Origin of the sequence: Kribbella sp. (assembly GCF_035655035.1) — a bacterium.
Taxonomy (GTDB): Bacteria; Actinomycetota; Actinomycetes; order Propionibacteriales; family Kribbellaceae; genus Kribbella.
The window spans coordinates 14,436-28,174 of the sequence record NZ_DASRVN010000670.1; the positions used below are offsets into that span (position 1 = coordinate 14,436).

Sequence of the window (13,739 nt, forward strand, 5' to 3'; positions counted from 1 at the left end):
GGCGAGGGATGACATGAGCGACGACTCACGGAGTGCTGGCGTGACTCCCTGCGCTTGGCTGCACAGAGCCGAAATGTTGCTATGAGCCCCTTCTTGCTCCGTCACAGCTCCGTGGGACGTTGACAAACCGTGGTCACCGCTGAACATTGACGACAGAAGAAGCCGCAGGTCAGAGACCTTATTCGCCGACTGGCGCCGAGGCGTCCGCCACGCAGGAAGAGATCTACACCATCTTCGAAGGCACCTCCGAAATCCAGCGCCTCGTCATCGCTCGCGCGATCTCCGGAATGCGCATCCGCTGATGTTTCCGCAGGTCAAAGCCCGATTCCAGGGCCTTCTAGGTACACAGGCCGCCGTCGGGCCCCCCCAAGAGGTGGTGGGGAGCGAACGGCGCCCGCTCATGCGATGACGGCAGCATGTGGGTGTACAACCTGGGCGTGAAACCTGGGTTGCTGCGGCCTAGGTACTCAGCCAACTCCTTGATGTTGACCCCATCCGCGAGGCGACGCTGATACCCGCGAAGTAGTGCCGCAGCGCGTGCATCCCGGCTAGACACATACTGCCGGCCGCCCCGCCGGTCCGTCTTCGGCTCCGCAATCACGCCCGTCCCGTCAGACATCGGCACCGTCCGCTGCGTGTCGTTCTTCGGCAACGCGATCGTCGGGTACTTCGGTGGATGCCCCTCACGAGCACATGGTTGGGGAGGCCGCGGGCGTCGAGGTCTTCCAGTACGGCGAACAGGTGGTCGCGGACGCCGGCGAGCAACGGATCGGTCGGTCTGTTGAAGATCTGTAGCGGTGTCTTGTGGGGCCTGAAGTAGCGGTGGCTGACCAGTTGCTCGACTGCCTCGGTGTCGGTCATGAGTGCCGCCGGTGTGTTGGCGTCCCACAATCCGTAGGTGCGGCGGATGCAGTAGGCGCACCCCAAGCGGACACCCCTGAACATGGTCGAGTGACAGTCCGGACAGCGTCCCGGTGTTCTCGTTGCAGATGGCTGAAACGCGATGCTGCGAGGGCCTGATGAGTGGTGGGAGTGGCCAGTAGGCCTATCCCTTGCCCGCAGCGTTGGGCGTCTGCGATGAGCCGGGCCAGGTGCTGTATGCACGCCCGGTGTCAACTGGTGACTGGGCCGAGACTGCGCTCGATGATGGCGCGTGCATCTTGCGCCACCTGATGGAGCACGGGGACGGGCTTGCGTTGTGCGAGTGCGCTGATGCTGATGGCGCCCGTTGGCTCGCGGGTTGAGTCGAGAAAGATCGGGAACGCCAGGCAGGCGATGCCGAGCTCGCTCTCCTCGTCGTCGACGGTGTAGCCGCGGGCACGGCTTTCGGCCAGTGAGTCGGCCAGTTGGGTGGCGCTGGTCAGGGTTTTCGGCGTGCGCGCGGGCAGCGGGCCGTGCTTGTGGACGAACTCTTCGACAGCGCTGAGGGTCGGCAGGGCATACATCAGCAGGGCTTTGCCGACGCCGGTGCAGTACGCGGGGTTCCGCCCGCCGACTGTCGAGGTCATCTGGATGCCGACACCGCGTGGCGTCACTTTCGCGAGATAGATGACCTCGGTCTTGTCGAGCTCGGCGTAGTGCGTGGTCTCGCCGAAGTGCTCGGCCAGCGTGCGGAGCGCCGGTTCCACGAGCCGGTAGTCCTCGCGTGCCTCCTGGTGGTGGTAGGCGAGACGGACGTACTCGAGTCCGAGATGGTAGCGGTTGTCGGAGTCCTGCCGCGCGAAGCCCGCCCGGCACAGCGCCGTCAATGCGCGGTGCACGCTTGTCTTGGGCGAGTCGAAGTCGTGGGCGAGTTGAGTGAGGGTGATCCCGCGCGGATGCTCGGCGAGGTAGCGGAGCAGGGCGAGGACACGATCGGCCCCCTTCGCGGCCGATAGTGGTCGTTCGCCAGTCTCCATGGCCCGACTGTACTCGGCAGGACCGGAATGTGGGACATCGTTCCGGTTGGGGGAACATCCAGCTTGGCGCTTCTCACGACGGGCGAGCGGGCAGCGGCTCGCGGCGTGAAGCCGGCCGCGTCGGCGCTTGCAACGATCCCGTACCCGTAGAGCTGCCCGGCCCGGCCGATCTCGGATGTCCCGAGGTGGGCGTTGACCGCTGCTGGTATCCGGACCATACTTAGCGACATCCAGAAAGTGGACCATCGTTCCGATAATCGGAACATGTAGGCGATGGGATGACCTGATGGTGAGCCGGCGGATGGCGAGAACGTCGCCAACCTGTCTGGACCCCGTTCTTCTGCTCGGCCTATTACCTACCCATGGTGAGTGAGCCGGTTCGCGATGAAACCGTCCCGCCGAGGTGGGCCGGTGTTATCGGAGCGGTGCTGGGCGTTCTGGCTTCGGGGAATCTCGCCACAACTCATATTACTTGAAAAGGGGCAATCCAAATGAAGGACCGTAGCTCAGTTGCCGGGGCGACGTCCGCTGTAGGCGCGGAGGCGCCCGAGCTGCGCATTCCGAGCGAGCTCGACGACTTCTTGTTCGACTTGCGTGGCTATCTCATTCTGAAGAACGCGGTGGATCAGAAGCTCCTGGCGGAGCTGAACCATGCCTTCGATGAATTCCCTGACGTGGAGGATGGTCAATGGTTTGGAAACGCGCAACGCAGTGGGGATAATGACAGCGAGTACACACTGCATAACTGTGTTGAAGCAGGTGAGCCATTCGAGACGCTTATCGACCACCCATCGTGGATAGAGTACGTTAAACGTTACGCAGGCGGCCTCGACGATTTCATGGGCGGCGTGTTCATCGACGAATGTTTCGCAGCCAAACGTCAGACCGGTGGGTATGCGCGCATTCACAGCGGCGGCTATCAGAGTCCGACCCGTACGGCCTACGCGTATCGGGACGGCGTCTTCCGGTGCGGCCAGGTCAATATCATCCTGGCACTTACCGATATAGGTCCCGAGGATGGACCGACAATGGTCGTTCCGGGGAGTCACAAATCACATTTCCCGTACCCAGGTGCCAGTAGCGACCACATGGCCGATATTGAAGGTGCTGTCCCGGCCTGCCTGGACAAGGGAGATGCTCTGCTGTTCGTCGACTCCATCATGCATGGCAGCGACAGTCGGCGCGCACCTGGCGAGCGCCGGGTCACCATCTATCGCTACGGTCCGGCGTGGGGCGCCACTCGGCACGGCTACGTGTACTCCGACGAACTGCTGGCTCGGCTGACGCCCGCACAACGCGAGATCCTGCAGCCGATCACTCCGCGTAGACCTCCCATGCTCTAGCTCAGTACGGATCAACTGAAAGACGGAGTTCTGGATCAGGCGGCAGGGGACGTGCGCCTGACTGACCATGCTGGGCAGTTCCTGCCGGCGGATCGGCCGGCGCCTGAGCCGCAAAGGAGTACTGATGTTGGTGACCAAGGGAGCGAGGCTGACCTCAACCTCTCGAAGACAGGCGCCACGGGAGACCTGGCGCAGCCCGCAGCACCGTAACGACTGGCGAGTAGCGCTCGTGCTCCTTCTCCCGGCAGCGGTGGGATTCGTATTTTTCGCCGTCTATCCGATGCTCCGCGGCATCTATCTCAGCTTCACCAACTTCCGAATCCTCACGCCGCCCAGCTGGACGGGGCTCGCGAACTACCGCACGTTGCTGTCCGATGCGGTGTTTTGGAGCTCGCTCCGTGTGACGGTCTACTTCGTTGTCCTATCGGTGGGCATCGGGATTCTGATCTCGCTGGTCACTGCGGTCATTTTGCACAGGCTGACCAGGTCGACAGTCATCCGGGGACTGGTGATCCTTCCGTTTCTGATCTCCGGCGTCGTGGCGGCGCTGGTGTGGCAGTGGATGCTGGATCCTGAGCTCGGTGTGGTGAACATCGCGCTCAAGGCCCTGACGGGTCACTCGGTCCTGTTCCTGGGTTCGTCGACCTGGGTGATTCCGTCGATCGCCTTAATCAGTGTCTGGAAATCGATGGGATATAACGCAATCCTCATCTTCGCGGGGCTGCAGACGATCCCCGGCGAGATCTACGAGGCGGCGCGGATCGATGGTGCGGGAGAAATCCGGATGTTCACGAAGCTCACCGTTCCGTTGCTCCGCCCGATCATGGCGATGGTCGTCATCCTGACGGTGATCGGAGCATTCCAGGTCTTCGACATTGTTGCGGTCACGACGAAAGGAGGTCCCGCGAATGCCTCGAACGTGCTGCCCTTGTACGTCTACACCACCGGATTCAGCGAGTTCAACTTCGGCTATGCGGTGACTATGTCGATGGCACTCTTCGCGATGCTGCTGGCAATCACCTTCCTGCAGATGCGCATGATGCGCGCCAACCAGAGCGATTTACAGTAGGGAGCCCCATGACGCGCACCGCCGTCCGTCACCGGCCCGGCGCCCGGCGACCGAATCCGGGAGCCCGCGAGGCCCGCCTCTCGCCCGGAAGGACGCTCGCCTGGACGTATCTGACCGTTTTCCTGCTGGTCACGGTCTTCCCGTTCTACTGGATCCTGCGCACCGCGCTCTCGAACAACTATGGGCTGGTCGCGCACCCGGCCTCGATCCTGCCTGTCGGTCTGACCGTCGGCGCGTTCGAACGAGTCCTCGGGCTCGCTACCCCGCAGCAGGCCATTGCCGAGGGCGGGTCAGGAGCCTCGATCGACCTCGCGCTGTACCTGCGGAACTCCCTCATTTACGCGACCGCGCTGACGTGCCTCGTCGTATTCTGTTCGCTGCTTGCCGCCTACGCATTCGCGCGGCTGCACTGGCCCGGCCGGAACCTGGTGTTCTCGCTCTTCCTCAGCGCCCTCATGGTGCCAGGCATCATGACGCTGCTCCCGAACTTCGTCCTGATCCATGACCTCCGGCTGATCAACACTTTTCCCGGCCTCATCCTGCCCGGCGCGCTCTTCTCCGCGTTCGGCATCTTCTTCCTGCGGCAGTTCATGCTCGGCCTGAGCGGCGAGATCGAGCAGGCGGCCCAGATCGACGGACTCGGCCCGGTCAGAATGCTCTTCCGGATGACGATCCCGATGATGGCCGGTCCGCTGACAACTCTCTCGCTGCTCACCTTCATCAACGCCTGGAGCGACTACTTCTGGCCCCTGATGATCGCCAACGACCCGAGCGTACGACCGCTGACGGTGGCCCTCGGCGTATTTCAGCAAGCTTCACCCCAAACCCAACCGGATTTCGCCGGCCTGATGGCGGCAGCACTCGTTGCGGCTATCCCCATGCTCCTGCTGTTCGTCCTGTTCGGGAAACGCATCGTCAATTCAATTGGATTTACGGGAATCAGGTAGCCGGCTGCGCTGGTCACCCCAGGTCCTGTCGTGACGGCAGGGACTGGGTGACCTATGCCATGCGGACACACCGTAATCGCCAGAAATGGCATGGAGGCGAGTTTCTATGAAAATCACGAGAACCGGACTGATTGTCGCCACGGTGGCGATGCTCGCTGCCGCGATGGGATGCTCGAGCGGCAGTGGCGGTCAATCGGGAGCGGTGACCGTCAACTGGTGGACGTGGGACCCCAACCAGGCGGTCGCCTACCAGCAGTGTATTCCCGATTTCGAGAAGGCAAATCCCGGGATCACGGTCCATGTCTCCCAGTACGGTGTCAGTGACTACTTCACGAAGTTGACCGCAGGGTTCGTCGCCGGGGATGCTCCCGACGCCTTCATGAATGCAGTGGACTACCTCCAGCCGTACGTGAGCCAGCACCAGTTGATGCCACTGGACAAGTTCATCGGTGACGACCACTTCAACCTGGGGCAGTACTCGATCGGTGCGAGCGCCTGGGAGTACACCGACGGCAAGCGGTACGCGCTCCCGATGGACTGGGCCACGACCGTTCTCTACTACAACAAGGGTCTTCTCGCCAAGGCAGGTTACACACCCGCCGACGTCGACAGGCTCAGCTGGAATCCGCAGGATGGCGGGTCCCTGTGGCACATGATCAAGCACGTCACCGTCGACAAGAACGGGACTCGCGGAGACGAGCCCGGCTTCGATCCCGGCAAGCTCGCCCGCTACGGGATCGGCAACCTGGAGACGACGGGCAACCCCATCGGGCAGAACGCGTGGGGGATGCTCTTGGCAGCCGACAACATCAACATTCCGAACAAGAGCAACTGGGCTACCGAGTTCGGCTACGCTGCCCCGCAGGTAGCGCAGTCGGTCCAGCTCATCCGGTCGCTGACCAACGACGGGTATTCGCCGCAGCTCAACCAATTCTCGACAGCCGCAGCCCAGCAGCTCGCGTCCGGCGCTGTCACTATGTACCTCGGCGGCACGTGGGAGGTCAACACGTTCCTGTCCCTGCCGGGAGTCAAGGTCGGAATCGCTCCGATGCCGGCCGGCTCGGACGGTGTCCGTCGGCTGATGGCGAACTCGAACGGGAACAATATGTGGGCCGGCACCAAGTATCCTGAGCAAACCTGGAAGTGGATGTCCTACCAGGAGAGCCTGGCGTGTCAGACCAAGGCATCGACGTACAACTCGTCCTTTCTGCCATCCATCGGCGCAGCCAGTGCCGCGCTGATAAAGAGCGAGGCGGCGAAGGGCCACGACCTGTCCGTCTTCGCAGACTACGTGAAGAACCACGAACTGTTCCCGAGCCCGGTCTACAACAACGGCTCGGCCATTACGAACTACGTCGTTCCGCAGTTCGAAGCCTATTTCACGAACAAGGCGGACAATGGCATCTTTGCCACCATGCAGGAGAAGGTGAAGACGCTACTTGCGCAGAAATAGGGCGTCCAGGCAGTGGGAGGTGATGGACGAATGTCCCGGGTCGCAATTCCGGTGTTGCGCCGGCTGGTTTCGGGGATGAGCGCGCTTCACCGGCCGCGGCCAGGATCAGTTCCACGTCGTCAATGCAGCAGGTCAGCGCCGGCCTGAACGCCCCTGACGGCGGAGGCTGCGACCGGGCGTCCCGAGCATCACGTTGAACATGGAAGGATCGTCATGAACGTTGCCCGTTCCGCCGTCGTCACCGGTGGCATGAGCGGCATCGGTGCCGCGGCTGCCGCCCGGTTGGCCGAGGATGGGGTCACAGTCGTGACCCTCGACGTGGCCGACGGCGCCGACCTCCAGGTGGACGTCACCGACCCCGACGGGGTGCGCGCCGCCGTCGCACAGGTCGGACCGGTGGACATCCTCGTCAACTGCGCCGGCATCGTCGGTCCGGCCCTGCCGCTCTGGGAGATTCCGCTCGACGACTGGGAGCGGACCTTCGCCGTCAATGTCCGCGGCACCTTCAACACCTGCCAGGCCTTCGTCCCAAGCATGCGGGGGCGTGGCTGGGGACGCATCGTCAACATCGCCAGCATGGCAGGCAAGGACGGCAACCCCAATATGTCGCCGTACTCGGCGTCGAAGGCGGCCGTCATCGCGCTGTCCAAGTCGCTCGGTAAGGAGCTGGCTACCAGCGGCGTCCTGGTGAATGTGATCGCTCCCGCAGTGATCGAAACGCCGATGAACGCTGCGACCGGGCCAGAAGCGCTCGCCCACATCACCAGCCTCATCCCGATGAAGCGCCTCGGCCACCCCGACGAGGTCGCCGAGCTCATCGCCTGGCTGGCCTCGGACAAGCTGACCTTCTCCACCGGCGCGGTGTACGACATCAGCGGCGGGCGGGCAACCTACTGACCACGGCTCACGAGCAATGCCAGTTCGGCGCCGCGGGCATCCCGCGTGTCGGCCGGCCCTTTTCGTGCGCGGTGTGGCTCGGTGATCGCAGTCGGCTGGCCGAGCGACCAGGCGTATCTCGGCACCGACGGGTCCAGTTCCTGGGGTGACCACGTCGTCAACAACGTCAACAACGTCACCGTGGATGCTGGACGCGCCGCGCTCCGGCGGCGGCCGTAGCAACGGATCAGCCTCGTAACCAACACTGAGCCGAGGCACCACAGCTCAGCCGGGCGCCTCGACGCACACCTTCAGCCGGCGTTGCCGACTGCGTCGATCAGGCGGCGTCGCCGACGTTGTCGAAGAAGGTCTTGCCTGCTTGGCGGTACGTCGCTACCTGGGTGTCCAGCTGCGCCCGGGTGAGAGCGCGGTTCTCGGCGTAGTAGACGTAGTCGACTGCGCTTGGTACTTGCTGGTGGTCGAGCCGCCGTGGCCCGCCGCATGGCCGGGGGGCGTCCTGATGGGGCGAATTGGAGCGGGCGTTTCGTCCCGTGAGGTCTAGGAACGTGTCGCGAGGCGCCCTATGCTGCTGAGAATCAGAGAGGCGGCGATGCCGATGATGCCCAGTTCCGTGGCGCTCGGCGTTCCTGGTGTCCAGATCGCTCCCGGAGACCACATCTGCGCGTTCTACCCGAGCCTGGCCGACCGGGACGAGATCTTGATGCCGTATCTCCGGGAAGGCCTGAAGGCCGGCGACAAATGCGTCTGTGTGGTGGACGCGTCCGATCCCGAGCAAATCCTTGCCGAGCTCGGAGCGGATATTGACGTCGGCCCGTGTCTCGGGCGCCACCAGCTCGAGATGCAGCGCTCGGACGAGACCTATCTGCGGGACGGGTCGTTCTCGACCGAGGGCATGCTGGAGTTCTGGAACCGGTCGGTCGGTGGGGCGAGCGCCGCCGGGTTCGGTTTCACCCGCGCGGTGGGCGAGATGACGTGGGCGTTGCGGCAGATGCCCGGCGTCGAGGAGCTGGTCGGATACGAGGCACGGCTGAACCGGTTCCTGCCGCGCTATCCGCAGGTGATCTTGTGTCTGTACGAGCTCGACCAGTTCAGCGGCGAGGTGCTGGTCGACGTGCTGAAGACGCACCCGAAGGTCCTTCTCGGCGGGATGGTGCTCGACAACCCGTATTACCTCGAGCCGGACGAGTTCCTGGCGACCCGGTCATGACCGTGCCGGTCGTGTCCGTTGCCGCCGCGGGCGTGGATGCCGGGCTTCGTGACCAGCTGTCCAACCTGCAGGGTCTGCTGATGCTCTCGATGCTCATGACCGAGAGCGGCGACGAGGACAAGATCGTCCAGCTGGCGGGCTCGTCGGTGCCGTCGTTCGGTTGTTGCCGGTTGGTCGGCGTGTACATCGCCGATCGGGGGTGGGCGGCCGCCACCAGGGCGATCGCCGGACCGACGATGCGGGCCGAGCTGGAGCGGCAGCTCGGCGCGTTGGGCCGCAACGGTGGTGCGGTCGAGGTCCCTGGAGAGAACTGGGCGTGGGCGTTGCCGATGCGAGGTGTGGCGGGCCATGTCGGCTTCTTCGTCACGGCGGCCGCGGTCGAGCCGTCGGCTCATACCCAGTTCCTCTGCCGGGTGCTCGCGCAGCAGACCGGTGTGGCGCTGGCCAACGCGCGGCTGCACACGAAGGAGCGGGCCACCGCCGAGGAGCTCCGGGGCGCGAACACGGCACTTGCCGCGACGGTCCGGGCCCTCGAACAGACCACCCAGATCCACGATCGATTCACCCGCGTCGCGATGGCCGGAGAGGGACAGGAAGGGATCGCCCGGGCGGTGCACGAGCTCACCGGTTTTCCGGTCGCGGTCGAGGACCGGTACGGGAACCTCCGTGCCTGGGCCGGACCGAACCGGCCGGAGCCGTACCCGAAAGATCCGCGCGCCCGCCGTGAACAGATGCTGCGGCGCGCGCTCCGCGAACGTGGGCCGGTGCGGGAAGGCGGCCGGCTGGTGGCGATCGCCAGTCCGGGCCCCGACGTGCTCGGCGTGCTGGCGTTGGTGGATCCTGCCGGCGCCGCGGGGGATCAGGAGCAGATCGCGATCGAGCACGGCGCGACCGTCCTGGCCATGGAGCTCGCCCGGCTCCGCAGCCTGGCCGAGGCCGAGCTGCGCGTCCGCCGGGACCTGGTCGAGGAGTTGCTGGCCGGTACGGACGAGGAGAGTGCGCTCGGCCGGGCACAGGCCTTGGGGTACGACCTGGAACGGCGGCATCGAGTGGTCGTGGTGGAAGGTCGCGGCCGCACCCAGCACGCCGACACGTTCTTCCACGCGGTACGGCGCGCGGCCCGCGAGACGCACGTCGGGTCGTTGCTGGTGGCCCGCAGCGGCGCGGTGGTCGTGCTCTCGGACGCGGACGTGCCGTGGGAGAAGTTCCGGGCGGCGATACTGACCGAGTTGGGCGGCGGCCGGTGCCGGGTCGGCGTCGGCGGTTGGTGCGAGCAGCCCCGCGACTTCCCACGCTCGTACCGCGAGGCCCAGCTCACGCTGAAGATGCAGCGCAGCGCCGGCGGGGCCGACCGGGCCACCTGCTACGAGGACCTGGGCGTTTTCCGCATCCTGTGCGAGGTGGAGGATCCGGCCACCATCGAACGCTTCGTCAACCAGTGGCTGGGCAAGCTTCTCGAGTACGACGCGCGCAAGCGGTCGGAGCTGGTGGACACGTTGTGCCGGTACCTGGAGTGCGGCGGCAACTACGACGCGACCGCGGCTGCGCTGTCGGTGCATCGCAGTACGCTCAAGTACCGGCTGCAACGGATCCGGGAGATCTCCGGACACGACCTGACCAACCCGGGCACCAGCTTCAATCTCCAGCTGGCCACCCGATCCTGGCAGACCTTGCGCAGCCTGCGGGCCTGAAGCCGGCGCCCGGAGATTCAGCAGCTGGAAAAGTCAACAGCCGGAAAGTCAGCGGCCGTAACGCTCCCAGTGGGCGGCGAAGAGCTCGTCTTCGCCGACCGGGTGCGGGGTGATCGGCCGGGAGACCCAGGTCAGGTTGACGAAATGGCGGGCGTTGACGTTCTCGGTGGTGATGTTCCCGCCCCAGGTGCCGCAGCTCAGGCTGAGGGTGAACGGCAGGCCGTTGCGGGGGCTGCCGGCGCCTTCGTTGAGGTTCTGGTTGACCAGCACCCGTGCCGTTCTGGTGCCATCGGCAAGCGCTTCGACGTGCTCGTCGCGCGCGGTGTGGATTCCACAGGTGTGCCCGAGGCCTTGGTAACCGGTGATCGCGTTGACCAGGTCCACGGCGGCCTGGATGCCGCCGCCGTACCGGTACGCCGCGAGGACCACCGACAACTTCTCGCCGGAGAACGGATGCTCAGGGCCGGTGCCGTCCTCCTCGACGATCAGGAACGTCCGGTCGGCCGGGATGGTGAAGCCGGCCAGCTCGGCGATCCGCGGGGCGGGCTTGGCGATCACATCGACCGCGGGAATGTGCCCGCGGTCCGGCCACATGCACTGCTGCAGGGCGGCCTTCTCGTCGGCGCTGCACAGATAGCCGCCGGCATCGACGAGTCGCGCGAGCAGGTCGTCGTACACGCTGTCCTCGATGACGAGCGCGTTGTCGGCGAGGCAGCTCGTGGCGTGGTCGAAGGTCTTGGCCATCGTGATGTCCGCCGCGGCGGCGGCCAGATCCGCGGTCTCGTCCACGACATGTACCGCGTTCCCGACGCCGACGCCGTACGCCGGGGTGCCCGAGCTGTAGGCGGCCTTCACCATGGCGGCACCGCCGGTCGCGACGATCAGGTCCGCGCGCCGCATCAGCTCCTGGGTCTTGGCGATCGATGGAGCGGGCAGCATCTGGACGAGGTCCGGCGGGGCACCGACCTGTTCGCACGCCTCACGCATGTACTCGACCACGGCCGCGGTCGTCTCGGTCGTGCGCGGATGCGGCGCGACGACGATCGCGTTGCGTCCCTTCAAGGCCAGTAGGGCCTTGACCGGTGGCGTCGCGTCAGGGCCAGTGGTCGGGATCAAAGAGGCGACCACGCCGACGGGCTTGGCGATCTTGACCAGGCCACGCGCGGGGTCCTGCTCGACCACGCCCACCGTCCGCAGGTCGCGCATGTCGGCGAGTACTCCAAGGACGCGCTTGTTGATCTTGGTGACCTTGTCCGCGTAGTTGCCGAAGCCGCCCTCGTCGACGGCGAGCTTGGCCAGGGACTCGGCCCGGTCCGGGCGGGCGACGGCCCAGGCGACCGCCGTGCACAACTCGTCGACCCGTTCCTGGGTGTAATCCGCGATCGCCGCCTGCGCCGCCTGGGCGCGGGCCACGACCTGCCCGACCTCGTGCTGGATCGCCTCAGATTTCGCCGTGTCTGTCATGGCCCCACCATGCCCGCGGACGAGCACGAGCGACTCGGCATGCGAGGACGAATCCGGCCGCGGACGTCGTCCGGCCGGGACGGCGGGCGGCGCTGTCCCGGGAGGGCGGGAGGTGGGCGGTAGTTCGGCTTGCGGGGACATACCGGCCGCGGGCCGGGGTCTCGCAAGCTTGCGACGAAACCAGCTTGCGAGGAGGACGTGATGGACCTGCGCGACACAGTGCTGACGATGGGCGAATGGGAACGGCTGATCCACCGGGCCGAGACCGGCGAGATCACCGAGCCGCTGGAGAATGTCGACCGCGACGACCCCACGCCGTACGACGCGATCTTCGTCGGCGGGGGTGCCGGTGGACGGTTCGGCTCCGCCTACCTGCAGGCCCGCGGCGGCCGCCAGTTGGTGATCGACAAGTGGCCGTTCCTCGGCGGGTCCTGCCCGCACCAGGCGTGCGTGCCGCACCACCTGTTCTCCGAGGCCGCCCGGGAGATGGACTACATGCGGTGGAACTCGGGAACGCTGTGGTTCGGCGAGTTCGACGAGAAGCGGGCGTCGATCCGGGAGTTGGTCGAGCTGTTCAAGGCCGGCCGCAACAACCCGCACGCATTCATGAACTGGCAGAGCAAGGAGCAGCTGGGGATGGAGTACATCCTCAACGCTCCGGCAACCGTGATCGACGCGCACACGGTGGAGGTCGCCGGCCGGCGCTTCACCGCAAGCAATCTCGTCCTGGGTACGGGCGCGAGCACCTATGTCCCGGAGGTCCCCGGCATCGACAAGCCGGGAGTCTTCGACTTCGCCACGCTGATCGAGGAGCTCGACTACGAGCCTTCGCGCTGCGTCATCATCGGCGGCTCGAAGATCGCCCTCGAGTACGGCTCGTTCTTCCAGGCGGCCGGGTGCCAGACCACGATCGTGTCGCGCAGTCCGTTGATGCGGACGGCGAGCCTGCACCACGTCGACGAGGACGTGCGGACGTATGTGCTGGACGGGATGCGCAAGCGCGGGATGGAGCTGCTCGAGGGCGCCGAGCCGCTGGAGGTGGTCGGCAACGGCAAGGTCACCGGCGTCCGGGTCCGGCTCGCCGACGGCAGCGAGCGCACGCTCGACACGGACTTCGTCTTCATCGGCACCGGTGAGCGTCCCGACACCAGGCCGTACGTCGACGCGCTCGGAGTCGACGTCGACGACCGCGGCTTCATCACGGTCGACCGCCGGATGCAGACCTCGGTGCCCGGCGTGTACGCGATCGGCGATCTGATCGGCGCGCCGATGGAGATGTTCAAGGCGCGCAAGTGCGGGATGACGGCGGCGCGCAATATCATGGGCGAGCCCTACGAGTTCGACTTCTCGGAGTACCCGGACTTCCTGCACACGACGTACGAGGTGACCTGGGTCGGGCTGACCGAGGCCGAGGCACGGGAGCAGTACGACGACGTCGTGGTGATCCAGATGCCGCCGAAGGGCCTGCGCGACGACGAGCTCGCGCTGCCGTGCGCCGAGGGTTCGATGCTGTACGCGTTCACCCGGCCGGAGCTCACCGGCATGCAGAAGTGCGTGTACGACGGCCGGTCCCGGCGGCTGCTCGGCGCGCATCACGTCGGCTTCGGCGCCAAGGACGCATTCCAGTACCTCGACCACCTGCTCCGGAAGGGGATCACGATCGACGAGATGGGTGACATGAACGAGTTGTTCCTGAACCCCGACCACTTCATCCAGCTCTCGCGGCTGCGGGCCGGCAAGAAGGACCTCGTCGATCTCTGAGCCGCGTAC

Annotated in this window: 13 protein-coding genes; 11 read left to right on the forward strand and 2 right to left on the reverse strand. The window is 65.7% G+C overall.

Going from position 1 to position 13,739, the window contains the following annotated elements; genetic code table 11:
• Positions 1 to 146: 146 nt before the first annotated feature.
• Together VFF46_RS35055 and VFF46_RS35060 are read left to right on the forward strand one after the other, a co-directional pair.
• Positions 147 to 302: an acyl-CoA dehydrogenase family protein gene (locus tag VFF46_RS35055; RefSeq protein ID WP_325041551.1), complete on the forward strand. Its 156-nt coding sequence runs from the start codon at positions 147 to 149 to the stop codon at positions 300 to 302.
• Positions 303 to 672: 370 nt separating this feature from the next.
• Positions 673 to 795 carry a hypothetical protein gene (locus VFF46_RS35060; protein WP_325041552.1) on the forward strand — a complete coding sequence of 41 codons (123 nt, stop codon included), beginning with the start codon at positions 673 to 675 and terminating at the stop codon, positions 793 to 795.
• A 317-nt stretch (positions 796 to 1,112) separates the two neighbouring features.
• On the opposite strand, the gene VFF46_RS35065 is transcribed toward VFF46_RS35060, so the two are convergent.
• Positions 1,113 to 1,898 (reverse strand): IclR family transcriptional regulator, encoded by a 786-nt coding sequence (locus VFF46_RS35065; protein WP_325041553.1) that lies wholly within the window; start codon positions 1,896 to 1,898, stop codon positions 1,113 to 1,115.
• 491 nt (positions 1,899 to 2,389) lie between these two features.
• On the opposite strand from VFF46_RS35065, the gene VFF46_RS35070 reads away from it, so the two are divergent.
• The 8 genes from VFF46_RS35070 (at position 2,390) to VFF46_RS35105 (ending at position 10,505) form a co-directional block, all read left to right on the forward strand.
• A complete protein-coding gene (locus VFF46_RS35070) occupies positions 2,390 to 3,241 on the forward strand; it encodes a phytanoyl-CoA dioxygenase family protein (protein WP_325041554.1) in 852 nt (283 codons plus the stop codon).
• 124 nt (positions 3,242 to 3,365) lie between these two features.
• The gene (locus VFF46_RS35075) at positions 3,366 to 4,310 is read left to right on the forward strand and encodes a sugar ABC transporter permease (protein WP_325041555.1); all 945 of its coding nucleotides are present in this window, start codon (positions 3,366 to 3,368) and stop codon (positions 4,308 to 4,310) included.
• An 8-nt stretch (positions 4,311 to 4,318) separates the two neighbouring features.
• Positions 4,319 to 5,257 (forward strand): carbohydrate ABC transporter permease, encoded by a 939-nt coding sequence (locus VFF46_RS35080; protein WP_325041556.1) that lies wholly within the window; start codon positions 4,319 to 4,321, stop codon positions 5,255 to 5,257.
• Positions 5,258 to 5,363: 106 nt separating this feature from the next.
• Positions 5,364 to 6,710: a sugar ABC transporter substrate-binding protein gene (locus VFF46_RS35085; RefSeq protein WP_325041557.1), complete on the forward strand. Its 1,347-nt coding sequence runs from the start codon at positions 5,364 to 5,366 to the stop codon at positions 6,708 to 6,710.
• 213 nt (positions 6,711 to 6,923) lie between these two features.
• Positions 6,924 to 7,607 carry an SDR family NAD(P)-dependent oxidoreductase gene (locus tag VFF46_RS35090; RefSeq protein ID WP_325041558.1) on the forward strand — a complete coding sequence of 228 codons (684 nt, stop codon included), beginning with the start codon at positions 6,924 to 6,926 and terminating at the stop codon, positions 7,605 to 7,607.
• Positions 7,608 to 7,688: 81 nt separating this feature from the next.
• Entirely contained in the window at positions 7,689 to 7,826 is a 138-nt protein-coding gene (locus VFF46_RS35095) for a hypothetical protein (RefSeq protein WP_325041559.1), read from the forward strand.
• A gap of 370 nt (positions 7,827 to 8,196) precedes the next feature.
• Complete coding sequence (locus VFF46_RS35100; RefSeq protein WP_325041560.1) at positions 8,197 to 8,814, forward strand: MEDS domain-containing protein; 618 nt, start codon at positions 8,197 to 8,199, stop codon at positions 8,812 to 8,814.
• Positions 8,811 to 10,505 (forward strand): PucR family transcriptional regulator, encoded by a 1,695-nt coding sequence (locus VFF46_RS35105; RefSeq protein ID WP_325041561.1) that lies wholly within the window; start codon positions 8,811 to 8,813, stop codon positions 10,503 to 10,505. The genes VFF46_RS35100 and VFF46_RS35105 overlap by 4 nt, the downstream gene beginning before the upstream one ends.
• Before the next feature lie 48 nt (positions 10,506 to 10,553).
• Here the strand turns inward: VFF46_RS35105 and VFF46_RS35110 are convergent, their stop codons facing one another.
• Positions 10,554 to 11,969 carry an aldehyde dehydrogenase family protein gene (locus VFF46_RS35110; protein WP_325041562.1) on the reverse strand — a complete coding sequence of 472 codons (1,416 nt, stop codon included), beginning with the start codon at positions 11,967 to 11,969 and terminating at the stop codon, positions 10,554 to 10,556.
• 201 nt (positions 11,970 to 12,170) lie between these two features.
• On the opposite strand from VFF46_RS35110, the gene VFF46_RS35115 reads away from it, so the two are divergent.
• Positions 12,171 to 13,730: an NAD(P)/FAD-dependent oxidoreductase gene (locus VFF46_RS35115; RefSeq protein ID WP_325041563.1), complete on the forward strand. Its 1,560-nt coding sequence runs from the start codon at positions 12,171 to 12,173 to the stop codon at positions 13,728 to 13,730.
• The last annotated feature ends 9 nt before the right edge of the window (positions 13,731 to 13,739 follow it).

What these genes read in the sequence shown, in the direction of transcription:
- VFF46_RS35065 (WP_325041553.1), bottom strand. Translation starts at nt 1,898, where the DNA reads ATGGAGACTGGCGAACGACCACTATCGGCCGCGAAGGGGGCCGATCGT.
- VFF46_RS35070 (WP_325041554.1), top strand. Translation starts at nt 2,390, where the DNA reads ATGAAGGACCGTAGCTCAGTTGCCGGGGCGACGTCCGCTGTAGGCGCG.
- VFF46_RS35075 (WP_325041555.1), top strand. Translation starts at nt 3,366, where the DNA reads ATGTTGGTGACCAAGGGAGCGAGGCTGACCTCAACCTCTCGAAGACAG.
- VFF46_RS35080 (WP_325041556.1), top strand. Translation starts at nt 4,319, where the DNA reads ATGACGCGCACCGCCGTCCGTCACCGGCCCGGCGCCCGGCGACCGAAT.
- VFF46_RS35085 (WP_325041557.1), top strand. Translation starts at nt 5,364, where the DNA reads ATGAAAATCACGAGAACCGGACTGATTGTCGCCACGGTGGCGATGCTC.
- VFF46_RS35090 (WP_325041558.1), top strand. Translation starts at nt 6,924, where the DNA reads ATGAACGTTGCCCGTTCCGCCGTCGTCACCGGTGGCATGAGCGGCATC.
- VFF46_RS35100 (WP_325041560.1), top strand. Translation starts at nt 8,197, where the DNA reads ATGCCGATGATGCCCAGTTCCGTGGCGCTCGGCGTTCCTGGTGTCCAG.
- VFF46_RS35105 (WP_325041561.1), top strand. Translation starts at nt 8,811, where the DNA reads ATGACCGTGCCGGTCGTGTCCGTTGCCGCCGCGGGCGTGGATGCCGGG.
- VFF46_RS35110 (WP_325041562.1), bottom strand. Translation starts at nt 11,969, where the DNA reads ATGACAGACACGGCGAAATCTGAGGCGATCCAGCACGAGGTCGGGCAG.
- VFF46_RS35115 (WP_325041563.1), top strand. Translation starts at nt 12,171, where the DNA reads ATGGACCTGCGCGACACAGTGCTGACGATGGGCGAATGGGAACGGCTG.